The sequence below is a fragment of the Martinezella dioscoreae genome, assembly GCF_009176305.1.
Classification (GTDB): Bacteria; Pseudomonadota; Alphaproteobacteria; order Rhizobiales; family Rhizobiaceae; genus Rhizobium; species Rhizobium dioscoreae.
The window spans coordinates 117,235-143,664 of sequence record NZ_BLAJ01000008.1 but is presented as its reverse complement, the minus strand read 5'-3'; the positions used below and the strand labels follow the sequence as shown (position 1 = coordinate 143,664).

The 26,430-nt window shown below is 58.5% G+C and carries 29 protein-coding genes; 6 read left to right on the top strand and 23 right to left on the bottom strand.

Going from position 1 to position 26,430, the window contains the following annotated elements; translation table 11 throughout:
* Positions 1–436 precede the first annotated feature (436 nt).
* The 4 genes from GDN47_RS25715 to GDN47_RS25700 all read right to left on the bottom strand — a co-directional run bounded on the left by GDN47_RS25715 (position 437) and on the right by GDN47_RS25700 (position 3,559).
* A complete protein-coding gene (locus tag GDN47_RS25715; protein WP_113420100.1) occupies positions 437–871 on the bottom strand; it encodes a response regulator in 435 nt (144 codons plus the stop codon).
* Between the two features lie 14 nt (positions 872–885).
* A complete protein-coding gene (locus GDN47_RS25710; protein ID WP_371865535.1) occupies positions 886–1,995 on the bottom strand; it encodes a PAS domain-containing protein in 1,110 nt (369 codons plus the stop codon).
* 338 nt (positions 1,996–2,333) lie between these two features.
* Complete coding sequence (locus GDN47_RS25705) at positions 2,334–2,984, bottom strand: ChrR family anti-sigma-E factor (RefSeq protein WP_152094551.1); 651 nt, start codon at positions 2,982–2,984, stop codon at positions 2,334–2,336.
* Complete coding sequence (locus tag GDN47_RS25700; protein WP_233790131.1) at positions 2,981–3,559, bottom strand: sigma-70 family RNA polymerase sigma factor; 579 nt, start codon at positions 3,557–3,559, stop codon at positions 2,981–2,983. Before GDN47_RS25700 ends, GDN47_RS25705 begins: the two co-directional genes overlap by 4 nt.
* A gap of 210 nt (positions 3,560–3,769) precedes the next feature.
* Between GDN47_RS25700 and GDN47_RS25695 the strand changes: the two genes are divergently transcribed.
* Positions 3,770–4,270 carry a TspO/MBR family protein gene (locus GDN47_RS25695; protein ID WP_233790129.1) on the top strand — a complete coding sequence of 167 codons (501 nt, stop codon included), beginning with the start codon at positions 3,770–3,772 and terminating at the stop codon, positions 4,268–4,270.
* Positions 4,271–4,309: 39 nt separating this feature from the next.
* On the opposite strand, the gene GDN47_RS25690 is transcribed toward GDN47_RS25695, so the two are convergent.
* The 5 genes from GDN47_RS25690 to GDN47_RS25670 are packed head-to-tail and all read right to left on the bottom strand — an operon-like array spanning position 4,310 to position 8,581.
* The gene (locus GDN47_RS25690) at positions 4,310–4,729 is read right to left on the bottom strand and encodes a DUF2177 family protein (RefSeq protein ID WP_162759602.1); all 420 of its coding nucleotides are present in this window, start codon (positions 4,727–4,729) and stop codon (positions 4,310–4,312) included.
* A gap of 32 nt (positions 4,730–4,761) precedes the next feature.
* The gene (locus tag GDN47_RS25685) at positions 4,762–5,133 is read right to left on the bottom strand and encodes a DUF2147 domain-containing protein (protein ID WP_113396213.1); all 372 of its coding nucleotides are present in this window, start codon (positions 5,131–5,133) and stop codon (positions 4,762–4,764) included.
* A gap of 28 nt (positions 5,134–5,161) precedes the next feature.
* A complete protein-coding gene (locus tag GDN47_RS25680) occupies positions 5,162–6,394 on the bottom strand; it encodes an SAM-dependent methyltransferase (RefSeq protein WP_113396214.1) in 1,233 nt (410 codons plus the stop codon).
* Positions 6,381–7,214: a DUF1365 domain-containing protein gene (locus GDN47_RS25675; RefSeq protein WP_113396215.1), complete on the bottom strand. Its 834-nt coding sequence runs from the start codon at positions 7,212–7,214 to the stop codon at positions 6,381–6,383. Before GDN47_RS25675 ends, GDN47_RS25680 begins: the two co-directional genes overlap by 14 nt.
* Entirely contained in the window at positions 7,211–8,581 is a 1,371-nt protein-coding gene (locus tag GDN47_RS25670; RefSeq protein ID WP_152094550.1) for an NAD(P)/FAD-dependent oxidoreductase, read from the bottom strand. Before GDN47_RS25670 ends, GDN47_RS25675 begins: the two co-directional genes overlap by 4 nt.
* A gap of 169 nt (positions 8,582–8,750) precedes the next feature.
* Between GDN47_RS25670 and GDN47_RS25665 the strand changes: the two genes are divergently transcribed.
* From GDN47_RS25665 to GDN47_RS25655, 3 genes are read left to right on the top strand one after another with little or no spacing between them, the layout of a single operon-like run.
* Positions 8,751–9,551: a DUF1295 domain-containing protein gene (locus GDN47_RS25665; RefSeq protein WP_113396217.1), complete on the top strand. Its 801-nt coding sequence runs from the start codon at positions 8,751–8,753 to the stop codon at positions 9,549–9,551.
* A 3-nt stretch (positions 9,552–9,554) separates the two neighbouring features.
* On the top strand, positions 9,555–10,583 hold the full coding sequence (locus tag GDN47_RS25660) for an SAM-dependent methyltransferase (RefSeq protein ID WP_113396218.1): 1,029 nt from the start codon (positions 9,555–9,557) through the stop codon (positions 10,581–10,583).
* Complete coding sequence (locus GDN47_RS25655; protein ID WP_113396219.1) at positions 10,580–11,110, top strand: hypothetical protein; 531 nt, start codon at positions 10,580–10,582, stop codon at positions 11,108–11,110. The genes GDN47_RS25660 and GDN47_RS25655 overlap by 4 nt, the downstream gene beginning before the upstream one ends.
* Before the next feature lie 156 nt (positions 11,111–11,266).
* Here the strand turns inward: GDN47_RS25655 and GDN47_RS25650 are convergent, their stop codons facing one another.
* Positions 11,267–12,184, bottom strand: coding sequence for a LysR family transcriptional regulator (locus GDN47_RS25650; RefSeq protein ID WP_113396220.1), 918 nt, complete (start codon positions 12,182–12,184; stop codon positions 11,267–11,269).
* A 125-nt stretch (positions 12,185–12,309) separates the two neighbouring features.
* On the opposite strand from GDN47_RS25650, the gene GDN47_RS25645 reads away from it, so the two are divergent.
* Complete coding sequence (locus GDN47_RS25645; protein WP_113396221.1) at positions 12,310–12,846, top strand: hypothetical protein; 537 nt, start codon at positions 12,310–12,312, stop codon at positions 12,844–12,846.
* Positions 12,847–12,856: 10 nt separating this feature from the next.
* Positions 12,857–13,840, top strand: a complete 984-nt coding sequence (locus GDN47_RS25640; RefSeq protein WP_113396222.1) for an NAD(P)H-quinone oxidoreductase — start codon at positions 12,857–12,859, stop codon at positions 13,838–13,840.
* A gap of 204 nt (positions 13,841–14,044) precedes the next feature.
* Here GDN47_RS25640 and GDN47_RS25635 read toward each other — a convergent pair whose 3' ends face one another.
* The 13 genes from GDN47_RS25635 to GDN47_RS25575 form a co-directional block, all read right to left on the bottom strand.
* Positions 14,045–15,058, bottom strand: coding sequence for an aldo/keto reductase (locus tag GDN47_RS25635; RefSeq protein ID WP_113396318.1), 1,014 nt, complete (start codon positions 15,056–15,058; stop codon positions 14,045–14,047).
* 230 nt (positions 15,059–15,288) lie between these two features.
* Positions 15,289–16,368, bottom strand: a complete 1,080-nt coding sequence (locus GDN47_RS25630) for an ABC transporter ATP-binding protein (protein WP_113390906.1) — start codon at positions 16,366–16,368, stop codon at positions 15,289–15,291.
* Positions 16,365–17,165 (bottom strand): ABC transporter permease, encoded by an 801-nt coding sequence (locus GDN47_RS25625; protein WP_152094549.1) that lies wholly within the window; start codon positions 17,163–17,165, stop codon positions 16,365–16,367. The genes GDN47_RS25630 and GDN47_RS25625 overlap by 4 nt, the downstream gene beginning before the upstream one ends.
* A gap of 1 nt (position 17,166) precedes the next feature.
* Positions 17,167–18,039 (bottom strand): ABC transporter permease, encoded by an 873-nt coding sequence (locus tag GDN47_RS25620; RefSeq protein ID WP_152094548.1) that lies wholly within the window; start codon positions 18,037–18,039, stop codon positions 17,167–17,169.
* A 114-nt stretch (positions 18,040–18,153) separates the two neighbouring features.
* Complete coding sequence (locus GDN47_RS25615; RefSeq protein ID WP_113396226.1) at positions 18,154–19,164, bottom strand: ABC transporter substrate-binding protein; 1,011 nt, start codon at positions 19,162–19,164, stop codon at positions 18,154–18,156.
* A gap of 53 nt (positions 19,165–19,217) precedes the next feature.
* On the bottom strand, positions 19,218–19,532 hold the full coding sequence (locus GDN47_RS25610; RefSeq protein ID WP_113396227.1) for an NIPSNAP family protein: 315 nt from the start codon (positions 19,530–19,532) through the stop codon (positions 19,218–19,220).
* Between the two features lie 5 nt (positions 19,533–19,537).
* A complete protein-coding gene (locus GDN47_RS25605; RefSeq protein ID WP_152094547.1) occupies positions 19,538–21,001 on the bottom strand; it encodes an aldehyde dehydrogenase in 1,464 nt (487 codons plus the stop codon).
* Between the two features lie 5 nt (positions 21,002–21,006).
* Entirely contained in the window at positions 21,007–22,047 is a 1,041-nt protein-coding gene (locus GDN47_RS25600) for an LLM class flavin-dependent oxidoreductase (protein ID WP_113396229.1), read from the bottom strand.
* Complete coding sequence (locus GDN47_RS25595) at positions 22,044–22,979, bottom strand: flavin reductase family protein (RefSeq protein WP_113396230.1); 936 nt, start codon at positions 22,977–22,979, stop codon at positions 22,044–22,046. The genes GDN47_RS25600 and GDN47_RS25595 overlap by 4 nt, the downstream gene beginning before the upstream one ends.
* The gene (locus GDN47_RS25590) at positions 22,976–23,812 is read right to left on the bottom strand and encodes an alpha/beta fold hydrolase (RefSeq protein WP_173002569.1); all 837 of its coding nucleotides are present in this window, start codon (positions 23,810–23,812) and stop codon (positions 22,976–22,978) included. Before GDN47_RS25590 ends, GDN47_RS25595 begins: the two co-directional genes overlap by 4 nt.
* 25 nt (positions 23,813–23,837) lie before the next feature.
* On the bottom strand, positions 23,838–24,440 hold the full coding sequence (locus GDN47_RS25585) for an amino acid synthesis family protein (RefSeq protein WP_112723890.1): 603 nt from the start codon (positions 24,438–24,440) through the stop codon (positions 23,838–23,840).
* 350 nt (positions 24,441–24,790) lie between these two features.
* Entirely contained in the window at positions 24,791–25,702 is a 912-nt protein-coding gene (locus GDN47_RS25580) for an agmatinase (RefSeq protein ID WP_152094546.1), read from the bottom strand.
* 21 nt (positions 25,703–25,723) lie between these two features.
* Positions 25,724–26,419, bottom strand: coding sequence for a GntR family transcriptional regulator (locus GDN47_RS25575; RefSeq protein ID WP_152094545.1), 696 nt, complete (start codon positions 26,417–26,419; stop codon positions 25,724–25,726).
* Positions 26,420–26,430: the final 11 nt, after the last annotated feature.

Genomic DNA, 26,430 nt, shown 5'->3' with positions numbered 1-26,430 from the left:
CATTCGTGGCCGCATCGAGAAGATCTTCGGCACCTGGAAGCGAAGCTATGGTCTGCGCCGAATGCGCTAGCGAGGCCTGGCGAAGGCAGGTGTTCAAATCCGCCTGACCGCCATCGCCTACATATGAAACGCAGTTTGAAGATCGTTGCAGCAGTTGGGTAGGTGACAAACGTCACGCCCTGCCAACGGTCGCCGGTCCAAGTCGGGCGTGCCGATGCGCCTAGCAGGCTTTCTATTCCAAGACAATGCAGCAAATTCAACTGGAAAGCATACCCGCGCACAGGTCTCTCAAGCAAATTTCTCGGAGCTATCGGTTCGGGCCGATTTCATAATCAGAGCCAGTTGTCGAAAGAATCCAGCCTGACTACCGGTCAAGGACGGGCAGCCGAACCGTTTGCGGACTCTCTACCGCCATTTGAGAATCCAGGACTTAAATTCACTGCACACTCTTGCTGGGATTGGTCTGGAGAGTGTCTTGAGCAAGCACAAGGCTTGCTGGCGGCGATCTGTCCTCATCACCAGTAATGACGGCGGACAGATATTCGAGAGCGTTCGAAATTCCGTTCATCGTGTAAGGCTTCTCGATAGCGCCAATCGCGCCCGCGAAGTCCGGCGGCAGCTTCTTGATATTGCCGCTGACGAAGACGAACGGGATACTCCTTTCAGCCAGCGCTCGCCCAAAATCGATTCCCCTCGGACCGTCCTGCAACTGGATGTCCACAAATGCAAATTCCGGTGGAGACGTTTCCAAAAGTTCCAGTGCTTGAGCGCCACTTGCCGCCTGTCCGACAACCGTATGACCGGCAGCCTCGATCTCCCATCGGAGCTCCATCGCAAGCAACATTTCGTCTTCAACGATCATGACTTTCAAAGCAGTATTTCCTTCTAGCTTTCAACCCGTAAAGTGAGGTCCACGGTTGTGTGCCGCCCCTCGCGCTTTCGATCTATCATGGCACCAACTTGCAGCGCCGATCTGTCAAGAATCAGCCGGCCCAATTCTGAGCTCACCTCATCGGGAGACACGGGTTCTGATATGTCCTCCACCCTGATAAGAAGGCGGTCGTTGAAGCGCTTGACGACAACATGAATGTCGCCTCCGCTGTCCCTGATCCCACGGCGGAGGGCGTCGCCGACCAGCTCGTTCACGATAAGTGCAAGCGGCGACGCCTTTGCCGCCGGAACATAAGCCGTCGAAATATCGAGTGTCAGTCGTATATCATCACGCTTGATAGCTCCGAGCAGGTCCAAAACGAGCTCATACACGAAATCACCCAAATCAAAGCGAGTGACGTCGTTGGTTGTAAAAAGCTTACGTTGGACAATGCTTATTGCTTCGATTCGGTTGAGCACGGACATCAGGGCATTTTGCTGGCCATGGTCCCCCGTCAACCTCAATTGCATCTTGACGATCGAAGCCATGGTCAGAAGATTGTTTCTGACACGGTGATCGACTTCGTGAATCAACACGGTCTTTGCCGCAAGTGCGGCGCGCAAATCGTTGGTGCGATCTCTGACCTCTTCTTCGGCTTGATGACGGGCTGATGCCAGATCCGCTTCCCTGCTTTTGATGTTCGTGAAGTCGAGTTGCGAAGCGAAGAAATAAATAATCCGACCTTGGCGGTCCCAAACGGGGCTGATGAACAGTGCATTCCAGAACGCGCTGCCATCCTTCTTATAGTTCAAAATGTCGACGGAGACACCGCGCCCGCCGGCAAGTGCATCGCGGACGGCAGCGACAGTCTCCCGACTCGTCCCTGGACCTTGCAAAATTCGACAATTGCGCCCGATCAACTCGTCGTTCGAATATCCCGTTAACCGTTCGAAGGCTCCGTTGCAAAAGATGATCGGATTGTCAGGTTGATTGGGGTCAGTAATAATCATCGGCATACGCGTTGCCTTGAATGCCGCGGCGAAAGGGTCTTCGCTCGAATGAGCCGCTACAAGCCGTTCACCAGCTTGCCTTGCCTCTTGCTGATCCTGATCTCGGTCCATAATACTCGATCCCTTGCCTATAGGAGCGAAATTGGGGATAGCCGATTAATTTCAACAGTATTGCCCTTCCGATTGCGCGAACAAATCCTCTGATACGTCACCCCGATATGTGACTAACGCTAAGATTAATCCTTAGCTCCTCTCTCAATCAAGTGTACATCCGGGCTTTGACTTTTTTTGAGGCGCCCCTGTATTGGCCTTTCGATCAGAATTATTCCGTCTCCACCCGAACACTACCGGGTCTACTCTCCGTTGAACTCCACAACCGAAATGACTAGAACGAATTATTGTTCCAAACAAACGATTTGCGGCCTCTCCCCTTAGCAGTCGATCAAACGCAATCAGATGCCGGCAAAAGACCCGAGCAACCTTCCAAGAAATCCCTTAAAGAGGACATGTCCCTCGATAGCCGCCAGGGATATGCATTCGCCGTCGCCGCCGATCACCGGGCTATGATCCGTCTCATCATCACCCTCGACGAAGTCACCCGGCTCGTAACGATTATTGCCATCCGAAAACGATCCTTTCAGAACCTGCGTCACCTCGAGATCCGTATGCCCGTGCGCCGGCATGTGCTTATTCGCTTTTACCTTCAGCAGGATCACGTTTGCTTCTGGTGCGTGAGGCACGCGAATACGGCTAAGCCTGACTCCCGGCCCTACGGGGCGCCAGGGACCAACTTCGCAACCAGCCAATGGGCTCGGAAGAATGATGCCATCGACGGAAGCCCGTGATCGACGCGGCGCGATATGGCTGGGATTCCCGTCTTGATCCAAACGCGCAAGCGTTTGTTCGAGAGCTCCAGGAGAAAGCGCCTGTGGTTCCGTCCGGATCAGCATCTCCCCGCCAACGGCCTCGAACGTAACTACACGCCTCTGACAGAAGGGGCAGCCACTCAAATGAGCGGCAACGACGAGTGAAGGACCGGCCGGCAACGTGCCTGCAGCAAAACGCAGGAGAGTCTGATCGCTGGGATGATGCTTATTCGTCATAATGTTTCTTCCAGCATGTCCCTAAGTTTTCCAAGTGCACGCCTGATACGAGACTTCACAGTGCCAAGCGGCAAATCCAATTCCCTTGCAATTTCAGAGTGAGGACGATCACGGAAAAAGGACAATCTGATGATCTCTTCCTGTTCGGAACTCAGCGCTTGAAGCGCGGCGCGAACCTTTTCCTCGTCCGCCCTGATAAACAAAATCTCCTCAGGCGTGGGTTCAGCGGCCTGCATGACCTCAGTTTCGTCACCATACGACTGATTTGACGATTTTGATTTCCGCTGAAAATCAATCCGCAAGTTGCGGGCGATCGTGAAAATCCATGTCATCGCATTGGCACGCGCCGGATCGAAATAAGTCGCCTTGCGCCAGACCACAAGCATCGCCTCCTGGGCGATTTCTTCGGCAGTTTCAGCCGTCGAGCCCGAGCGCATCATGAACGCCTTGATCTTGGGCGCCGCGAAATTGAAGAGCTCGGCAAAGGCCTGACGATCCTGACGGATTGCTATCGCCAGAACAAGTTGATTGACCGCTTCTCGCGACAATGGATCGTGCTCGTGCAAAGTCGTCACCGCTCGTCTCCTTTCGAAGGAGATGATGCTGTTCTGTTTGCCACGGCTATCGATAGGCGGTGCTGAAACATACATGCGCTTTCTACGATGGGCAATGCCGCATGGATCCCATGATCCGATCCAGAAAAATCCACGTATCAGATTTGAAGAGCAGGAACAAAGGTTTCGGTTTGGGAAACGTCGTGCAGGAAGCGGGCGAGAAGAGAGATCATGATGCCGCGAAAAACAGTGAACCAACAAAAGCCTTTGCTGAAGGCCGGCCTCGCGGTGACCCCGGTCATCTTAACCCTTGTTCTCGGACAGTGGGCGACCTTGCCGAACATTGAGGGTTGGTATGCCGGCCTTGCCAAGGCCGCATTCAATCCACCGAATTGGATCTTTGGGCCGGTCTGGGCAAGCCTCTATGCACTTATGTCCTTTGCGGTCTGGCGCATATGGATACTTCCAGGTGATCAACCGCAAAAGTCGGCGGCGCTCATTTGCTTTTATCTGCAACTGGCGCTCAATGCCGCATGGTCATGGGCGTTCTTTGCGCTTCATAGCCCGCTACTTGGGCTTATCAACATCGTTCCGCAATGGATTTTAATCCTCCTCACAATCCTCAAGTTTCGCCTCCTCGACCGGATCGCTGCTTACAGCCTTGCGCCTCTCGCTGTTTGGGTTGCCTTCGCGATAGCGCTCAATTTCGAAATTTGGCAGCTAAATCGCTGAATGTGCAAGCTGTCGCCAACAACAACGCATACCTGATCCTCAGCCATGTGTAAGAGATCCGAGGAGGCGCGCCGTTACCGCTTGCCCACAACCGGCGGCAATGCCTGAGACGATCGTACCCCAACATAGATCGGCCAAGGTCAGAACAGTCGACCAGTTCCTGAGTGTCGCCTGATTGGTCAAATCATAGGTAGCATAAGCCGTAAGGCCGAGCATCGCCCCGCACACTATAGCAGTCTGGATCGACTCCCCGATCAGCCCCGGGCGAACAGCGAGAACCGTAAGTCCAAACGCATAAATCAGGTAGAAGGCGATGGCAGGCGCGAGCCGGAAGTCAGCTGTAAGCATGTCTGCCATTACAGGCCGGTAAAGACGATCTGTCATGCTGTTCAACCAGATAAAATCGATAACGACGAACACGACCAATGTGACAACATAGGCGACGACATAAGTTTTCACCACATTCTCCATAGCGGCCTTCCTTCGGTCGATCAGCGGATGCGTGTCCAATCGACGCCCCGGCAAATCAGGCCGGCAATAACACAACCCCTCGTGGACATGCGATCGCCATCCACTTTCACTGTAATCCGGTAGCTCAAATCACGTTGGGGATCGAAAGCCTCGCCGGAATAGAAGCCATCTTCATCGGGCTTGATCGTCATCACCAGCTTGTCACCAGCCCTTTCGCTTGGCGTTCCCGGCTTGATCCAGGTATTTGTTGCACAGATGTCCGATCCGCAGGGGGCAACTCTCACTTTGGCGTTGCCATCTGCCCGAGCCCATAGGCCCTCGATTCCGGCCGCTTGCGCATTAGTTGCGGACGCTGCGGCCAGGTAAACAATCGCTCCAATCATCGCTCTCATACCTGGATCTCCTTTTAACCGCCGACCTTCATGCGTGCTCAAGTGTATAAAGTCCGACGTCGATGCTCCCCTCCTCAAAGCCGGCTTCGCAATAACAAAGGTAGTAGTGCCAAAGGCGCCGGAATCGCTCGTCAAAGCCTAGGGCCGCAATGGCAGGCCAGCGCGCATGAAAACGGGTGCGCCACTCAAGAAGTGTCCGCGCGTAGGATTGGCCAAAATGCTCTCTTGCCGCGAGCTTGAAGCCCGCTTTTGCAACAGCTTCCTCCAATGCGGGATCGGAGGGCAGAAAGCCACCGGGGAAAACATACTTCTGGATGAAATCCGAGCCGCGCCGATAGGCATCAAAACGCTTTTCATCAATTGAGATCACCTGCAGCACAGCCTTGCCACCTGGTCTCAAACAACGTTTCAACGTTGCGAAGTATTCCAGCCAATAGGCTTCGCCGACTGCCTCGAACATTTCGATCGAAGCGATCCGATCGAACTGACCTTTAAGATCACGGTAATCTTCCAGGCGCAGGTCCACCAGCTCTGTCACGCCGGCATTCGCGGCCGCCTGCCTCGCCCAGGTAAGCTGTGAGGGTGACAAAGTGATACCGGTCACCTTGGCGTTGGCACGGGCCGCCATGAATACGGAAAGAGCACCCCAGCCGCAGCCGATTTCCAACACACTCTGGCTAGGATCGAGGGCAAGATTTTTGAGAACTTGCTCAAGTTTTTTTTGCTGGGCGGCTTCGAGAGTGAATGTTGAATCGTCAAAAATTCCCGACGAATACAGCATCGTGGGGTCGAGCCATTGGCTGTAGAAATCGTTGCCGAGGTCGTAATGTGCCTCGATATTGCGACGGCTGCCATGCTTCGTATTGGCGTTGAGAAGATGTTTTGCCCTATTGAAGAACCGCATCGTGGTGCTGCCTTCGATAGCCGGCGCTAATGCTTCGATGTTTTTGGCCGCGAAGCGGATGACTGCGGTCAAATCGGGAGTCGTCCAGTCCTCATTGATGTAGCTCTCCGCAAAGCCGATATCTCCCGCAAGCATCAGGCGAGGCAACAGGCGCCAACGCCGCATGTTGATGATAGCCTCCGGCCCTGGTTCAGCGCCGGACTTTTCAACGATCTGCCCTGATGGCAACGAAATCCTCACGTGGCCGTAGCGAACGTCGCGCAACAAGCTCATAAGAAGGCGGCCGACAAGACCAAACCTCTCAGTCCTATGGGACGCACGCATCGAAGCGCCGGAGAATTCGTCAAAATGGCTCATGAACTTCAACCTTGGAATTGCGTGTTTTCCCGTCAGCGGGAGATGGACTAACAAACGAAACAGGACTTTCGGGAGGAAGGGGGCGTATGCGCAAACCGATACCTTTCAGCCAGATCTTGAACGCTTCCCAATGAATGCCTCCGACAACACGAAGTGTGAGAAAAGGGATGGCAAAAAATGCCTTTAGCAATGCGCCGTCCGTAAGCTCGCTGCGACGGGCGATATGCCTGGCTGTGAGTATCGGCCCATCGCGATCGAAAGTCTCGATTCGGATGGAAAGAACGTTGGTTGGGGGCGACACGCGGAACTCATACCGCAAATCCATGTCCATAAAGGGCGAGACGTAGAAGGCCTTGTCGCATCGCTGAATAATTTGCGATCCGTCGTTCGCCTCCACCGGGATCATATACCCATGGCGCTCACCGAACGTATTGTCCACTTCCCAGAGGATGGCTTTGAGCGACGCATCCTTCGAGTAACAGAAGAACACACTGAGCGGATTGAAAGCCCAACCGAACAGTCGCGGCATCGTCAGCAACCGCACCGGACCGCCATCCGGCTCAACCCCAACGCGACGCATACTCCTCTCGACCTGCTTCTTCAGATCGTCCCCTGATCGATCGCCCCTATCCTTGCTATAGAAAGAAAAAATGTTGAAACGATCTATGGAAAGAAGGCGGAGCCGCCGATCGATCTGGTCAAGCTCATCAAGATCGAGCAGCAGAGAATAGATCCTGTAGATCAGCTTGTGCTGCTTCGGCCTTACACGAGCATGCGTGACCAGGCCGGAAAAGAGTGCAGATTGAAGGTCCGCGCTCATGCGGTAACCTCCACGTCCAACGACAGCTCGGCGAAGCGATCAATCGGCTTGCGCACGATCCGGGAACTTTCCTGCGGCACCTGCCAGGGTCGCCGCAAGCCGCCAAGATCCTCGGCAACCGCAAGGCCCGCCTGAATGCCGTCCTCGTGAAAACCCGCGCCGAAATGCGCGCCGCAGAACCAGGTATTGCGGACACCTTGAAGCGACCAGATTTCCTTCTGTGCGCGATCGGTCAGGAGATCGAAAACGGGATGTTGATATGTCTCACGGCAGATGACGGTTTCCACCTTCGGCGCCCGTCGCGGATTAAGCGTGACGAAGGTCGGCGGTGCCGCTCCTAACGGCTGCAGCTTGTTCATCCAATAGGTAATGGAGGGCTGAATTGGCCCATCTCGCGTATCGGCCACATAGTTCCAACTCGACCAGGCCGCCCGCCGTTTTGGCATCAACGCCACATCGCCATGCAGGACCGCCTCGTTCCGCGAATAGCGGAAGGCACCCAAAATACGTCTTTCCTCGGTGCTTGCGTCCACAAGCATTCGAAGCGCCTGGTCAGCATGGGTGGCTATCACCACATCGTCGAAGAGTTGATGGCCGCCGGTGCCGTCCTCAAGCTCTACGCGCTGTGATCCGCGCCTTATCGACTTTACTGGCGTCGACAACCGGATGCGGTCGAAAAAGCTGTTGGTCATGCGGGCAACATATTCGCGGCTGCCACCCCTTACAGTGCGCCATACAGGGCGGCCCCATAGATTGAGCAAGCCATGATTGTTACAGAAGCGGACAAAACTTGCCGCTGGATAAGCGCCGATCTCCATAGCCGGGGTCGACCAGGTCGCAGCCGCCATCGGGTAGAGATGGTCGTCGCGGAAGGCGCAGCCGTAGCCGTTGCGGCAGAGATACTCATCAAGCGAAATGCCGTCCATGTCGGGCAAGTCCCGCGGAGCATTACGGTAGAAGCGCACCAGATCGCGCATCATCGACCAGAAACGCGGGCTGACGATATTCGATTTCTGCGCGAAGAGACCAAGCCCGGTGCCGCCGGAATATTCATAGGCACCGTCGTCGATCGAAACGGCAAAGGACATGTTGGAGGCAGCCGTCGGCACGCTGAGCGCGCGGAACAAAGCCGTCAGATTGGGATATGTAACCTCGTTGTAGACGATGAAGCCGGTATCAACAGAGACAGGCCCTGAGGTGCTTTGGAAGTTAACCGTGTTACTGTGGCCACCGACGCGATCGCTGGCCTCGAAGACGGTCACATCGTGCCGCTTCGAAAGGAGCCAAGCAGCCGAAAGTCCCGAAATACCGCTGCCTATGACCGCAATGCTCAGGCGGCGGCCGCCTTTTCGATCGTAGTGACCCATAAAACCCTCGTCTCCCGCAATAAGCTCTTGGCTTTCAAGACAGATACGGAGGGCGGCGGCTGCTGGTTTCGCACAAAGAGAGATTTTTTCGAGTAGCACGAAACCGGTTCAACCGACCGTCCGTAAATAATGCATAGAGACACAAGAGCGCATCAATGCGAGCGAACGGATGGATTGGTTTCTTTTAGCTCTCGTGGTTGTCGGCATATCGCTGGCGATGGCCGGCGCCTGGATCGTGCAGCGGACAACCGGTATGAGTGGGTGGATCGACACCATTTGGTCTGCGGCTGTGGGCTTGGGCGGCATCTTCACTGCTTGCTGCGCAGACGGTCCGTTCTCGCGCCGGATGATGGTGATACTCATCGTGGCAGCCTGGGCGCTGCGGCTCGCCTGGCATATTGGAGTTCGCACCAAAGGCGGCGGAGAAGATCCGCGCTATGCCAAACTGATGAAGGACTGGGGCGCCAGTGCCGGCTCACGGCTCTTTATCTTTCTGCAGGTTCAGGCGCTTGCGGCTTTCGTCCTCGTATTCGCAATCTATCTCGCGGCGATGAATGACAAGGCCTATCCGGCAGTAACGGATTGGCTTGCCGTGTTACTTGCCGCCACGGCTCTCGCCGGCGAGACAATTTCGGACGCACAGCTCGCCCGATTTCGTCGAAGGCCGGAAGCCAGGAGTGAGGTGTGCGAGACGGGGTTGTGGCGTTATTCCCGCCATCCCAACTATTTTTTCGAGTGGCTGTTCTGGTGTTGCCTTCCACTATTCGCCGTCACAAGCTCGCCTACGAGTTTTCTATCGCTGCTCGCACCGGCGTTGATGTATTGGCTGTTGGTGCATGTATCCGGAATTCCCCCGTTGGAAGAGCATATGCTGCGCTCGCGCGGCGATAAATTTCGCGCTCTACGGCAGCGCGTGAACGCCTTCTTTCCAGGCCCCCGCAAAACCGAATTCGTTTCCCAAGGAGAATAGTCTATGAATATGCTGGCATTTGCGATCAACGCCGCAGAGCGCACACCGCTTACGGACAGCATGACGCTGGCTGGAATAGATTTTCTCTGTGCACGCACGAAACACCGCCTATCGACGACTTCGCAAGATGCTGAAAATATGTTTGTCGAGGCAATGGGCAATTTTCCGATAGCGACGCATACCGATGAAGCCAATCGCCAGCATTATGAAGTCCCGGCGGAATTCTTCAGCCTGACCCTCGGGCCTCAACGAAAATACTCCTGCTGCCTTTATCCGAACCCCCATACAACGCTGGCGGAAGCCGAGACCTATGCACTTGCCGAAACTGTAGAGCATGCCGAAATCAAAGATGGAAACAGTATCCTGGAACTGGGTTGCGGCTGGGGTTCACTGTCGCTCTATCTTGCACAGCAATTTCCCAATTCGCGAATTACATCGGTTTCAAACTCCGCCTCACAACGCGAATACATTCTCGCCATGGCGCACAAGCACGGTCTTGGCAATCTTACCGTCATCACGGCAGATATGAACGGCTTTACGACCGAGGGACGCTTTGATCGTGTGATCTCGGTCGAGATGTTCGAGCATATGTCCAACTGGCGCACCTTGCTGGAGCGTGTCCGCGCATGGCTCAATCCGCAGGGCAAGCTTTTCCTCCATGTCTTCACCCACAAGGACCGCTCCTATCGCTTCAACCATCAGGATCCGGCCGACTGGATTGCCCGTCATTTCTTTACCGGCGGTATTATGCCGGCACATGATTTGCCGCATCGCTTTGCCGACCTGTTTTCAGTCGAACTGGAATGGCGCTGGTCCGGGACGCATTACCGCCGGACGGCGCTCGACTGGCTCGCCAACTTCGACCGCGAGATCGATCGTATCCAGCCGATCTTCGCTAAAGTCTATGGCAGGGACAGCGCGCTCTGGCAGCGCCGCTGGCGGCTCTTTTTCCTGGCCACCGCAGGCCTGTTCGGCCATGATAAGGGTCATGTCTGGGGGGTAGGCCACTATCTTCTGAGGCCGGCGGAATGAGGCAGCCGGCGCTGGATCCAAGGACTGGGGCAACGGTTACCATTGCCTGGATTATCATAGCCAATAAACCCTTCTATCCATTTTATGTCTGGTGGCTGGTTGGCGATGGCGTAGCGACGTCAGCTATAACGCTCGCCGCGATTCCCTTATTTTTGGCGATCCCATTGGTGGCCAGAAAATCGCCGTTCAGTGCTCGGTTGGCGCTGCCGCTGATCGGCACGGTCGATACAGTATGCGAATCCGTCCTTTTCGGAAGAGCGTCTGCTACGCTCCTATTTCTTGCACCCTGCATGGTGCTGACACTGGTTTCGTTCCAACCCGATGAGAAATGGTGGCAGCGGGGTGTCGCCTGCTTCATCTTCATCTGTTTCGCGATATGCTGGTGGAGGCTTGAAGAGCCCGTCTTTCCGTGGACCAGCGATCAAATCGCTACCCTGTTGACTATCAATGTTTTCGCAGTCGCCAGTCTGATGACGTTTATCGGCATACGTTATGCCGGGACATCGCCCGAAAGCACGTCTTTCTAAACGAGCTGGGCTTAGGCGTAGCGATATAGAGTTCTTCAGCAATCGCAATATTCGAAGCTCTTGAAGGGATGCGAACTTTCAGTGCAACAGAAAAAAGGCGAGTTCGACGCGCGTTTGAAACTGCGAACTTTTGACGGGCTTGGTTTGCAGACGGCGTCATGACCAGATGGGCGGCGATCCGATAAAGGCCTTGAGCCTGTCCGTGAACACTCGAACCTTCGCCGATGGCTCATGGAGCGCGCGCAGGAGGTGGATGCCCGGAGGCTTGCCGTTCCATGCCTCGTCGTCCAGCGGAATGCGGATCAGTTCGCCTGCCTTGATTGACGGTCCTGATACCCAGGCCGGAAGCAGGGCGATCCCCATTCCAGCGATCGCCGCACTGTTCAATGCCTCGAAGTCGTCCGAGCGGAAGGCGACGCGGTCGCACACCTTATCGCTGGCCGGGCTGCCCAGGAGATCCGACCAGCCCAGCAGATCATTCCCGTGAAGCTTGTCGAGCAGTCTGTGCCTTTTAAGGTCGTCTGATGACTGTGGCATCCCCAAGCGCTCGAGATAGACCGGGCTTGCGGCCAAGACCCGCGTCAGAGGCGCGATCTTTGTGGCGATCAGCGAGCTGTCTTGAAGCTCACCCATGCGGATGACCAGATCGAGTCTTTCGGCCACGGGATCCGCGAGGCGCTCCGTCAGATCGAGTTCCACCCTGAGAGCTGGATATTCGGACATCAACGGACCCAGGATCGGAATGACGTATCGTTTGCCGAACGTCGGGAAACAGGCAATCCGCAGGGTGCCACCGACAGAACCGTCGAACGCGGCAACTTCGGCATGGGTGTCGGCCAGGTCATCGAGCAGACGCTGGGCACGGTCATAGAGATGCCGGCCCGCATCGGTCATGGAAAGGGCCCGGGTGGAACGAACCAGCAGTCGAACGCCAAGATCCTGCTCGAGCGCATCGATCTGGCGAACGATCGCCGAAGGGGTTACCGCACGCCGACGGGACGCAGCTGAAAAGCTCCCGGAGCGGACAACCTCGACGTAGACGGCCAGATGTTCGGCAAAACGTGGATCTCTCATCTTTGCCTACAGCGCAAAACGGTTTCGAGCATTGAGATCGTTATCATCAAAGAACATCCGGAGCACATTCCTTCTCGTCAACAGGGCGCTTGTCTAGCCCGTCACTCAACAGAAGGAAGTACAACGTGGTCAAGGTTCTCGAAACAATTCTCTCGCGGTCGGCATATTCGGCCGACATCGATGTCCCCTTCGAAAAGGTCGACATCGCAGATTGGCTCTTCACGCTGCCGGAAGCCGAATATCTGCGCTGCTGCGCGCCGGATCATATCGCAGCCGGTATCACGTGGACGGATGATGGGCGTCGCATGTCGATCAACGTCGAACAGATCGGCTCCGGACTGGTCGTCCAGCACTATGTCGCCGAGGCTGCCGAGGCTGCCTATTGCCGCATGAACTCCATCTCGGATGTGTTCACGGCGAACGGCCGCACGCAGGTCAACGTGGTCTGGGAACTGATCGCCGAGAAGATCGACGAAAACCGGACGCGCTACACCAATCGTGTGACGGCGCATCCGACGGATGCTTTCATGACCTTTTTGGAAGAGCACGGCGTAACTTACGAGGACGCAGCCGCCGCCCGGCAGGCGGCCGGTGGCGATCACAATCGACGCGAGACGCCGCTCTTTGCCGCAAGCATCGCACGGCGTGCTCTCGCCAGGTAAGGATGGACCAATGAAAGTGATCATCTTCGACGACTTTGGTGGGCCGGATGTGCTCCGGCTCGCAGAGGTTCCTTATCCTGAGCTCCGGCCGAGCGACATCCTCGTGAAGGTCATGGCGTCTGGCGTCAATCGGGCTGACCTCCTTCAGCGCGAAGGTCATTATGGCTCGCGCGCCTTTGGAGACAGTCCTATCCTCGGCCTCGAGGTCGCCGGGGAGGTCATCGCTGTCGGCGAGGCCGTCTCGGAGTTTTCCGTCGGCGACCGTGTCATGTCGATCGTCGGCGGCGGAGCCTATGCGGAAGTCGCCAGAGCAGACAGTGGCCTGTCTGTCCACATACCAGCCGGTATGTCCTATGTAGAAGCGGCGGCGGTCATGGAAAGCTTCGTTACCGCCTACGAAGCTCTGTGCCATCTCGGCCAGATACGGCCAGAAGAAAGCGTGCTGGTCCATGCCGCCGCCGGTGGGATCGGATCCGCTGTGGTCCAGCTTGCGGTGGCGATGGGAGCCAGAGTGTTCGCAACTGCCTCCGCAAACAATATCGATAAGGTTCGTTCCCTTGGCGCCGAGGCTGTGTGGGATTACCGCCGGCAGGATTTCGAGGCGAAGATCATCGATGCGACTGGATCCTGCGGCGCCGATCTAATCATCGACTTCGTTGGCGGAAGCTATTCGGCACGCAATATCCGCAGCCTTGCTGAAGGCGGGCGTTTGGTGCAGGTCGGGCTGCTGGGACGGGACGACAACGCGATCATTCCGCTCGATACGGTGCTCTACAAGCACCTGAAGGTGATCGGGACTGTTATGAAGTCCCGCGCCATCGAGGAAAAGCGCGCCATGGTTCGGCGTTTTGCGGACAACGCGCTTCCGATGTTCGGTGATGGACGGCTTCGGCCACTCGTCGGCGAAGTCTTTCCACTTGATAGAGCCGCAGATGCCCATCGCCGCATGGAGGCGGGTGGTGGGTTTGGGAAGGTGGTTCTTGAGGCAGGATGAACAAAGGAAAGGGGTGAGCTCTTGATGGGAGTCGAACACACGACCCTTCCAACCTAGATCACCAGCCGCTGAAATCCACGAGATTGTCCTACGCGGTTATGCCTGCCTGCGGCCCAATGAAACTCCAATTGAGAGCGCATCGCCGATGGGTTATCGCGGCCGCGACACGACGGCAAAGAGACCTAACCCGTAAGTCCCGTCAGCCTATTCGTGGAGCGACGACCGGAGACCCGCCAGCGCCTGATCGACCGCCGCCATCACATCTGCCGGCAGCGGTCCCTTGGCCAAGGCTCCGGCGTTTTCTTCGACTTGAGCAACCGTGCGGAAGCCGGGAATTGGCAGGGTGCGCGGCGAACGCGCCCACAACCAGGCAAGCGCACCCTGTGTGAGCGTGCGGCCCCCCTCGGTCAGCAGATCGCGGACCGCCTCCAGGCGCGCGGCGAATTCGGGAGCAATCCTGCCGTCCTTGAAGTAGACCATCCAGTCGAGGCTCGCACCACGCACATCCTTTTCTCCGACTGCCTTGTCAGGCGTGAACTTGCCGCTGAGCAACCCCATGGCGAGCGGACCGCGATTGATGGAAATCAGACCATTACGCTCGATGACATCGATCATCGCCGGGACCGGCTCGAAGACGTTCATCGTATGCTGAACCGAAACGAACCCTGAGCGATGCACGTGACGTGCGGCGCGGTCCGGATGATCCGTACTCCAGCCGAAAGCATCGATCTTGCCTTCGGCCTTGAGCGCTTCAAGTGTCTCAAATACCTCGTCAGAAGCTTCGAGCGGAAAATCGTTAAGATGGAACTGCAGCAGATCCAGACGATCACGGCGCAGGCGACGCAATGACGTCTCAGCGGACTGCCGGATAAAGGCAGGATCGGAAAAGGCGCCCGTGGCTTGCTTGGTCTTCTCGTCCGTCGCGAAGCCGAATTTGGTGGCGATGGTGATATCGTCCCGATTGCCGATCGCCCTGCCGACCACCTCTTCGGAATGCCCAGCCCCGTAATTCGAGGCGGTGTCGAAGAAGCGAATGCCGAGATCCACCGCCCGGTCGATGGCACGGACCGATTCATCATCATCGACGTCACCCCAGCCGAGCGGCACATCGCCAGCATAAAACGGTCCGCCGATCGCCCAACATCCCATGCCCAGGCGTGGAATTTCCCGGCCATTCCAGAGCGCCATTGTGGTCGTGCCATCGGGTTTGGTCAGCATGTCGTCCTCCACGATCATCTATCGTTGCAGGCAGACATAGGGCGAGATGCCAGGGCGATAAACAACCAAATCTGCAGGGTATTTTTCATCGATGAAAAACGGCTGGCGGCTGCGCAATACAAATCCGGGAAGCTCTACATGGTATAGAACGCACTCTGGCGTAAATAGCGCTGCCGTCCTCGCTGCCATTGTCTTCATCGCGCTTCGACAACGCCAGCCTCCGGTCAGCGCTAACAGAAGACATGCGCGGCGTCGGGATCGAACTCCAGATGCACGTTATCGCCGCGGCTAAGACCCGAGATGGCTTCGTGGCCGAAGGGCAGGCGCACGGACAAGGTTTCGCCGGCGGCGATCCGTGTCGTCACATGCACGTTGTTGCCGAGGAAAGTGATATCGTTGACGGTCGCGCTGAGGCCCTTGCTCACACCCGCCTCGCGCCCGAGCCGGATGCGTTCCGGCCGCAACATCAACGCCGCTTTGCTCCCCGACGCCGGCCGGCCGTGAACCGGGATGCTGTCGAAGATGATCTTGTCGCCGAGTGAGATCGTCGCCTGGCCATTGTCCGATGAAAGCAGATGACAGGAAATGAAGTCGCTGTCGCCGATGAACTCGGCGACAAAACGAGTGCGTGGATTGGCGTAGAGTTCCGGGCCGGTTCCTATCTGATCGATGATGCCTTTGGAGAAGACGGCGATGCGATCGGACAACCGCAGAGCCTCTTCTTGGTCGTGGGTCACATAGAGGATCGTTACCTCGGTTTGCTCGTGGATCCTTTTGATCTCGTGCTGGATTTCTTCGCGCAATTTCTTGTCGAGAGCCGACAACGGCTCGTCCATCAAAAGCACCGGCGGGTCATAAGCGAGTGCCCTCGCAAGAGCGACGCGCTGCTGCTGGCCGCCGGACATTTGCGCGGGCTTGCGATCCTCGAAGCCTTCCAGCCGGACAAGGCGGAGCATTTCCCTGACACGGCTGTCGACCTCTGCCTTGGGCTTGCGGCGCACCTTCAACGGAAAGGCGATATTCTCTCCGACGGTCAAATGCGGAAATAGCGTATAGCGCTGGAACACCATGCCGATATTGCGCTTGTGCGATGGTGTCGACAGCAGCGTCTCGCCGTTCAGCAGGATATCGCCCTTGGTGGGGTTCTCGAAACCGGCGAGGATATAAAGCGTCGTGCTCTTGCCCGAGCCGGAGGGGCCGAGAAAGGTCAGGAACTCGCCGCGCTTGACCTCGAGATTGACGTCGTGGACCGCGACGACGGGACCATATTCCTTGCGGATGCCTTTGATTTTCAGGAAGGATTCGCTCATTTTTTTAGAACCTTGCGCACGATCGCGGCCAGCGTCATCAACATGACCGTCAAAAGAATGAGAAGTGTGGAGGCAGCAGCGACGACCGGCGTCAGGTCCTGCCGGAGCGTCGCCCAGACTTTGACGGGCAGCGTTTGCAACGTCGGGCTCGCCATGAAGATCGCAACGACCACCTCATCCCAGGACGTCAGGAACGAGAAGACGGCAGCCGAGAACAATCCGTGGCTGATGGCGGGCAGCGTGACCCTGATCTTCGCCTCGAGCGGAGACGCGCCGCAAAGCACGGCGGCATCCTCGATCGACTTGTCAAAGCCTTCGAGCGCGCCAGCGATCGACAGGATGGAAAAGGGTAGCGCCAGGACCAGATGGCACAACACGAAGCCGACTAAGGTGCCGCCCAGCCCAATTCGCAGGAAGAAGGCGTAGAGAGCGACGGCGAACACGACGACGGGGAGGATCATCGGCGTCAGGAACAGTGCCTTCAGCGCATCGCGAAACATGAACTTCCCGCGCACCAGGCCGAAGGAGGTCACAAGACCGAGCAGCACCGAAAGCACCGTGACGATCGAAGCGATCTTGAAGCTCGTCCAGGCGGAAGCCAGCCATTGCGGATCGGAAAGCAGTTCCGCGTACCAGCGCCAGGTCCAGCCCGGCGGCGGAAAGATCAGCCATTGCGATGAGCCGAACGACAAGGCGGCGATGAACAGGATCGGCAGAAGAAGAAAGGCCGCGGTCAGGACGGTGATGGCAAGCAGCACATATTTCCACCAGCCGAGACGATCGAAATTCAGCAACATCTCAGCGTCCCCCCGTGCTTTGAACGCCGAAGAACCGCAGCTGGACGGCATAAAGCGTCAGGGTGACGACCAACAGGACGAAGGCGGCCGCGCCGCCCATGCCCCAATTGACGAGCGATTGCACGAACTGGGCGATGAGTTCGGCGAGCATCATGTTCGCGGTGCCGCCAAGCAGCGACGGCGTGACGTAGTAGCCGAGCGACATGACGAACACCATCAGGGCTCCTGCCATCATGCCGGGAGCGGCAAGCGGTATCAGAATGCGAGTGAGGCACTGCAGACGGCTGGCACCGCACAGTGCCGCCGCCTGCAGCACGGCCGGATCGATTTTCTTGATGACGCCGTAGAGCGGCAAGATGATGAAGGGCAGCATGATATAAGTCATGCCGATCGTCACACCGGTCAGGTTATTGACGAGGGCAAGCGGCTTGTCGATCAGGCCCATGCCGATCAGCATCTTGTTGATCAATCCCGTACGCTGCAAAAGCACCATCCAGGCATAGGTGCGCGCGAGCAGGTTCGTCCACATCGACAGCAGCAGGATCGCAAAGACGACCGAGGACCAGCGCGACGGCATGATCGCCAGCGTCCATGCCACGGGAAAGCCGATCAGCAGCGATAGGACGGTGACGACGCCCGACACGATGAACGTGTTGGCGAAGATCTTTAGATAGGTTTCTGAGCCCAGCAATTCGGCGTAATTGCCGAAGCCGAAAGCCGGCTCCATCACGCTGCGCAGAAGCAACGCGATGACCGGAAAGATGAAAAAGATCGCGACGAAGGCGAGGGCCGGCGCGACCTGCGCGAATCCGGTCGACCCTGCCGTCTTGCGCGCCGGTGCGGCCGCGTCCGCGACGTCTACGTATGTCGACATGGCAATCCTTTCCCACCATGGGCGCTGTTGAGCAGCGATCGCTAGGCACAGGCCTGGACCTCGCATTGCCCCACCGCGGAGATTTGTCCGCGGTGGTCTGGTCATCTCCGCCGCTTACTGCGCCTGCCAGGCGTACCACTTCTTGCCGATCGCATCCCTGTTCGCGGCCCAGTAATTCATGTCGGCATTGACCTGACTGGCGGTCTGCTGGTCCGGCAAGGTCTTGGCTATTTCAGGGTCCATCAGTTTCGCCGAGCCGAGGTTGGTCGGCGCATATCCGGTGGCCTTCGCCAGATCGGCCTGCGACTGTGCCGAGGTCGCGAGCGCGATGAATTTCATCGCCGTTTCGAGGTTCGGCGCACCCTTGGGGATGACAAGGGCATCCGCTGCCGTGATGTTCTGGCTCCAGGAGGTCTCCGTCTTGACGCCGCTGTTGGCAAGCGCGGTCATGCGGCCATTCCAGAGACTGCCGAAAGGCGCTTCGGCCGAGGCCAGCAGCTGCTGCGATTGCGCGCCGCTCGACCACCAGACAATATCGGATTTGATCGTATCGAGCTTCTTGAAGGCGCGATCGAGATCGAGCGGATAGAGCTTGTCGGCGGGAACGCCATCGGCCAAGAGCGCCGCTTCGATGACGCCGGGCGCGGACCATTTGTAGAAGGTGCGCTTGCCGGGGAATTTCTTCGTGTCGAAGAGATCAGCCCAGGTCTTCGGGCAGGCGCTGACCGCATCGGCGTTGCAGCCGATAACAAAGGAATAATAGAAGCTACCGACGGAATAGTCGCTGACGAAGCGCGGATCGAGCTTGGACTTGTCGATGACGGAAAAGTCGAGCTTTTCGAGCAGACCCGCCTTGCCGGCCTGCGCGGCATAATCACCCTCGACGTCGACGACGTCCCAGCTCACCTGGCCGGCTTCGACCATTGCTTTCAACTTGCCGTAATCCGTTGGGCCGTCCTGCATGACGCCGATACCGGTCTTTGCCGTGAACTGGTTGGCCCAGGCGACCTTCTGCGCATCCTGCGTCGTTCCTCCCCAGCTCGTGAAGACCATGGTGTCGGCCTTGGCGGGCATGGATGCGGCCATCATGGCGGCAAAGGCCGCGAGTGCAATTCCTGCTTTCATGTTCCCTTGTCCTTGTTTTCGGTTTTTAGAGGCATGCCTTACGCACCCGCCGTTCATCCCAATGGGGAGAAACCGGCGGGCTTCATGATCTTGTTTTCCGCTTGTTCGATCAGGTCGCGGATCTTCGGCAGGAAGGCCTGCCATTTGGGGTCGGCGGCCAGCCGCCCGCGCCGGGCCTCGCGATCGTCGAGGCTTGCATAGGCCCAGATGTGCACGATCTCGTTGATGACACCGATTTCCGAGTAGAAGTAGCCGACCAGATCGCCGAGATGGGCCTTTTGGATGGCAATCCCTTCCTCTTCCACCACCTTCAGATATTGCGGGGTCGTGCCGTTCTTCAGCCGGTAGGTGCGGATCTCGTAAAACATCGGTCTCATCTCATGACGAAGGGATCGGGAATCGGATCGTCCGATGTGCGCAGCCAGATCGTCTTGGTGCGCGTATAATCGAGCGCCGCCGCAAGCCCGCCTTCCCTGCCATGGCCGGAAAGGCCGAAGCCGCCGAAGGGCGCGATAGGCGATACCGCGCGATAGGTATTGACCCAGACGACGCCGGCGCGGATGCCCTTCATCAGGCGATGGGCGCGTGTGAGATTCTGGGTGAAGACACCGGATGCCAGGCCGTAGCGGGTATCGTTTGCAAGCCTCAAGGCTTCTGCCTCGCTCTCGAACGAGACAACCGACAGAACCGGCCCGAAGAATTCCTCGGCCAATGACGGCGAGTTGACGCCATCGCAATCGAGGATCGTCGGCGGGAAGTAATAACCCACGCCGTCTGGCTTTTGGCCACCGGTGATCCGCCGAGCGCCGCTCGCAATGGATTTCTCGAGGAGAGCGGCCACATGGTCCTGCTGGCGCTTCGTAGCTAGCGGGCCGACCTCGGTCGCCATGTCGAGCGGTGAACCGATGCGGATCGCCTCGGCCTTGCGCTTGAGGATCGACAGAAAGGCATCCTTGACGCTGGCCTCGACGATCAGCCGCGAGCCGGCAACGCAGCTTTGACCAGTTGCCGCGAAAATGCCGGCGACTTGCGCATTCGCGGCGCTCTCGAGATCGGCATCGGCAAAGACGATGAAGGGTGATTTGCCGCCCAGTTCCAAGGAGGTCGAAGCAAGGTTCTCGGCCGAATTGCGGATGACATGGCGTGCCGTCTCCGGTCCGCCGGTAAAGGCGATATGCGCGACCTTGGGGTGCCGCCCGAGTACCGCGCCGCAAGAAGGGCCGAAACCGGTGATGATGTTGACGACGCCGGCCGGAAAGCCGGCTTCATGAACCAGGCGCGCGAATTCCAGTAACGGCGCCGGACCATCTTCGGACGCCTTGACGACCATGGTGCAGCCGGCGGCGAGTGCCGGTCCGATCTTCACCGCCGAGAGAAAAAGCTGACTATTCCAGGGCACGACCATGGCTACGACGCCGACTGGCTCGCGGCGCAGCCAGACATCCATGTCCGGTTTGTCGATCGGCAGGTAGGAGCCCTCGATCTTGTCGGCGATGCCGGCATAGTAGCGATAATAGTCGGCGACATAGGCGATCTGCGCCGAGGTCTCGCGGATGATCTTGCCGGTGTCGAGCGTCTCCAGTTCGGCAAGTTTCCGCGCATTGGCCGCGACGAGATCTGCGAGCCTGTAGAGAAGCTTGCCACGCTGCGTCGCCGTCAACTTTGCCCAGGGGCCTTCGTAAAGCGCCTTTTCGGCGGCATCGACGGCGCGGTCGACATCAGCCTCCCGCGCTTCCGGCATTTCTGCCCAGACGTCGCCAGTCGCGGGATCGATGCTCTGGAAGCGGGCTTCCCCATCCAGAAATTCGCCGCCGATGTAATACTGGAAGCGCTGCATGGCGTTCACTCCGCAAATGCCGGCATGACCTCGGCGATGAAGCGTTCGAGCGATGCCTTCTTGCGCTCGAACGACATGCCGGTGTCGATCCAGAAGGAATATTCGTCGTAGCCCATCGCCTGATAGGCCTTCAGTCGGGCAATCACGGTTTGGGCATCGCCGACGACGTTATTGCTGCGCATGACCGCATCCGACAGCATGGGATTGGCGCGAATGTCTTCTTCCGGGATGCGCTCGATCAGGCCCTGATGGATCGGCTTCTCGTTCTTGAACCAGGCGAAGAAGTAGTTGTAATAGACGCTGAGCTCATGGGCGGCCTGCGCGATGTCATCCTCGGACGAGCCGACATAGGTATGACGCAGGAGCATGATCTTCGGTCGCTCGATGTCCGGGTTCTTGGCGCAGGCGTCATTGAACCGCCCCATCAGCGCCTCGACTTCATCGTCACCTTGCCAGAGCGGCGTCACCTGGACATTACAGCCATTAGCGACGGCGAATTCATGCGAATTCGGGTCGCGCGCGGCAACCCAGATCGGCGGATTGGGCTGCTGCAGCGGCTTTGGCGCCGAGGTGGTCGGCGGGAATTTGAAGAACTCGCCCTCATGGGCGTAATCCCCCTGCCAGATGCCTTTGACAGCCGGGATCAGCTCGCGCATGCGCTGACCAGCGCCCCAGGCGTCGAGACCCGGCAACAATCGCTCATATTCAAAGGAATAGGCGCCGCGGGCAATGCCGATATCGAGCCTGCCGTCGCAGATGATGTCGGCCATGGCGGCCTCGCCGGCAAGCTTGATCGGATGCCAGAAGGGCGCGATTACCGTTCCGGTGCCAAGCCTTACCCGCGATGTGCGCCGCGCCAGATCAGCGATGGTCACAAAGGGATTGGGCGCGATGGTGAAATCCATCCCATGATGCTCGCCCGTCCAGATCGCGTGCATGCCGCCCTTGTCGGCGATCTCGCACAGCGCGACGAACTCCTCATAGAGGCTCTTATGCGTCTGGTTCGCGTCGAGGCGCTCCATGTGAACGAAGAGAGAGAATTTCATGCCCGCACCGCCTTTCCGGAAACCGGTCGCACCATGCCGGAGGTCTCGTCGCCAAAATAGACCCCGAAATTGCCGATCTGGCTTTCCAGCGCGAAGCGGGAGACGATATCGGCCGTGGAGCTGGTCTTGAAATGCGCGGTCTTGAGCGCATCCGGCTTGAGGAACCGGCCCTCGCGCGGCTCACCTTGTGAAGCAAAGGCCCGATAGACGATGTGATGCTTGCCATCGCTCCTGCCTTCATAGACGGAATAGAGAAAGCCGACGGTCACGGTAAGGCCGGTCAGCGTCCGTAAATACTGACCGAGAATATCGGCGGGGCTGCCCTCCCTGCCCTCGCAATTGGGAAGAGCCAGAACATCGTCCCCGAGCAGCAGGATCTCGCCGTCGCGCTCGAGAACGGCACCCAGCTCGATATTGCCCTCCGCCGCAGCGGAGACCGCCTTGCTCGCCAGGATCGGGGTGAAATAGCCGCCACGGGCATAGCCCAGCCCATTGCGGCCGCTATTGTCGAACGAGACGATACGTCCCATCAGGACAACGTGATCGCCTGCTTCGATCACTTCGCTCATGGCACATTCGAACCAGGCGGCGACATCGGCGAGGATCGGACAACCATCCGCCCCGGAAGTCCACTCGACGGCGGCAAACCGGTCTTCAACGGGTCGGGCAAAGGTGTTGGAGACGGCCTTCTGCGTCTCCGAGAGTACATTGATGGCAAAGTGCTTCGCGCTCGTCATGGCCGCGAAATTACGCGAGGTCTTGGCGAGGCAAACAAGAAGAAGCGGCGGCTCAAGCGATACCGACGTGAAGGAATTCGCCGTAAAGCCGATCGGCAGACCAGCCTGATCGCGCGCGGTGACGACCGTCACGCCCGTCGGAAACGCGCCGAAGGCGTCGCGCAGCGCCCTTGGATCGAAATCTTGTGCCGTCATCTTGCGTCCTCCCCGCATGAAAGCCACTCGGCAAGCAGCTCATTGACGATAACTGGCGCGGTCAGGTTCACCATATGGCGGTGCCCTTCGACGATCCGTGCCCAGCCTTTGGGTGCCGCCGCCGCCATCTCCTCCGCCATCCGTGGCGTCGAGTTCGGATCGTCGGATCCCGTCAGGAACAAGGCCGGTGCCCCGACATCGGGCCAGCGATCGGCATAGGTCTCATCGCCACCGGCGAAAGCCGCATAGGCCGTGGCATAGGCTTTCGGATCGACAAGGCTCAACCAGTTCCGCGTGAGTTCCCGCCCGACTTCACTTCGAGCATCATCGCCGAACCAACGCTGCAGCGGGCCCTCCTTGTCGACACCTGAAATCGGTATCGCGGCTGCGCGTGCCAGCACGGCCGCCTTGGCCTCGGGATCGCGCCGATAGACGCCATTGAGATAGGCGACCCTCTTGATCCGCTCACCGAAGGTGGCGGCGGCCCCTCCGGCAACGAGCGCGCCCATCGAATGGCCGGCGACATTGACCTCACTGAACGCCATCTCATCGAGAAAGCCGCCGAACCAGGCGACAAAGACCTCCAGCTTGCTGCCCGGAGGCAAACCAACGCTTTCCCCATGACCCGGCATATCGACGGCGATGACGCGATGGCTTCTGGAAAAAGCCTCGATCTGTGGCATCCAGGCTTCAAGCCGCATGCCCACACCATGGATCAGCACCAGCGGCTCACCTTTGCCGACTTCATGATAGGCTGTGCCGCGCGCCGTGTGCTTGCGAGGCAAGCCTCCCACATTCAGAAGATCGGCCTTGTTCTGATCCATCGTTTCCATCGCCGGCATCCAGACGCCCAATCTCTTAAACGCCGGCCGGATTGGAGACGTCCTGTCCCAGATCCTTAAGATCCTGATAGCGATCGCCGATGCGATGATGCGGCCGACCACCGATCGAGGCACCAAGCGCGATGACGATTTCGTCGGCGGCCGGTGCATCGGGTATCGACGTCTGGATTGTCAGATAATGCGAGCGGCGACCTTCGTCATTCTTGTCCATGAGCGGGATCATGATCGGCGCATTGGCCGGTCCGCGCGTGTTGCAGAAGGCGAGATAGGATTTGGCGCCGACGGCATGGCGATAATGATTGCCGAAGCGAAGAGTGTGGATCAGCGCGGATGCATGCTCGATCTCGCCATCGAGACCGACGACGGCGGATTTGCCGTAAGCCTCGACGGCCTCGCCCGATCCGACCGCATCGATGATCATCTTGGTGAGCAGTTCGCCGAGAACGGGTGCCGCGGCATGAATCTCGGGCTTCAGATCCGCGACGAAGCCACGACCAGCCCAAGGGTTTTTGACGATCGCGCATGCCGAGAAGAGCTTCAACGGCGTGGCCGCTGCCCTACCCCCTTCAACAAGCGTCGTTTCGATCTGCAGGACGGTTTTTCGGATCTGAAGGCTCATGGCTCGCTCTCGTCTAGGATTACATATGATGGTATGCCATAATACTGAACTGTCAAGCAGCTTCGAGCGACCGGACTAAAAAACCTGCCGTTGTCAGAAATAATCAACTCTATCAGTAGCTTATGGAGGGGCAGAGAAAGGTGCCCGCGAAAGCGATGCTTGTCGCCGCGGATCTTAAGCCGCCGATGTTCCGCGTCCGTATTCGTTATTATGGTATACCGTCACACCGAAGGCGTGCCAGTGTCAACCCGCTCCGGGAGGCAAACGACAATTTGATGGGGCGTGACGGCTTCTCGCATCGTCCGACGTGGCGCAAGCCGGCTCCTCATATGGCGAGATTTTCGCGGCCGTTAGCCCTGGCGGATGAGGGCGCCGATCACATTGACGACAATGCGCGCGGCGGTCAGGGCCGAAAGGCCGTCGATATCGGCGGGAGGATAGAGCTCCACCAGATCAAAACCCGCGATGTCAGCCCGCCGGCCGAGGCCGGCGATCAGGTCGATGATCTGCGTATAGGTGAGGCCGCCGGGCGTGCGAGCCGCCACGGCCGGCATGATGCCGGGATCGATGCTGTCGCAATCCAAGGTGACAACGACCCGAGCACCCTTCGGAATGTGCCGGAGAGCGGCCTCGACCCCTTGGGCATGGATCTCGCGGGCCGTGACAAAGCGGCTGCCATAGCGTTGCGCTGTCTCGATATCCGAAGGGCGGGCACTGCCGACGCCACGCAGGCCGACCTGCACCATTCCGGCGACATGCGGCATCTCGCTTACCCGCCGCATCGGGCTTGAATAGCCGTAGCGCTCGCCATGCAGCGTGTCGCGCCAGTCGATATGGGCATCGATCTGCAAGATCCAGACCGGCCCCTCATCCGCAAAGCCGGCGATGAACGGGATCGTGACGGAACAATCGCCGCCAAGCAGGATCGGAATGGCCGGCAATGCAAGCACGCCGCGCGTCCTTGCCTCGATCCGATCGCGGTTGCCGGCATTGTCGTGCATGACAGTCTCGACGTTTCCGACGTCGACGCAGCAAGCGGGCTTACCAGCAAACAACGGGCCGCCGAGATCGAAATCCCAGTGATCGACTAAGCCGGCGTCATCCTGGCTGGCGTCCCGGATAGCTTCCGCCGACAAGGCATGCCCGCTGCTGTCCCTGCCGGGATAGGTACTGCCGTGACCCGCGCCGAAGATCACCACACGCGGCGGACCACCGTCATCGAGGCGGTCCGGGAAGCCGAGAAAGGAAGAGGAAGCCGGCATCTTCATGGCCTTCTTGGGAAATCAATCGATCGGCTGCCGCCCGGAAAGCACGGCCTGGGCGATGGCGCTTGCGCTGGCGACATGATCCATCGCCGCCTGATAGGCGCCGTCGCCGTCGCCGCGCCTGATAGCATCGACGATACGCGCCATCTGCGCGGGTCCTTGAACATCGCGATCTTGCGTCTTGATCGTCATGGAGCGCAGGTGATTGATGCGCACGGTCAGAAGGTTGACGACGCCCCAGGCCACATGGCGGTCGACCATGCTGAACAGCGTCTGATAGAACGACGATGTGTGGGCGAGCACACCGGCCATGTCCTTCTCGCGGTAGCTATGCCTTATGTCCTCGAGCGACTTGTCCAGTGCATCCGCGATCGCGGGGTTGTTCTGCTCGGCGCAAAGCCGTGCCGCCATCCCTTCGAGCGCGGCGCGGATCTCGTAGATCTGCTTGGCTTCGTCATGATTGAGCTGCGCGACGATCGGCCCCTTGTTCGGAAGGTTGGCGACGAGGCCTTCGGATTCGAGATGGCGCAGCACCTCGCGCACGATCGTGCGGCTGACGCCGAGCTGAGCGCAAAGATCGCGTTCGACCAGGCGGTCGCCCGGGCGGAAATAGCCGCTGATGATCGCCTCTCGCACCTTGTCGAGGGCGAGCTCCCGCAACGTCTTCGTCGGACGCTCCACGCGAATCGCGGCGCCATGCGCATCGTCATTCATTTCCAGACCCT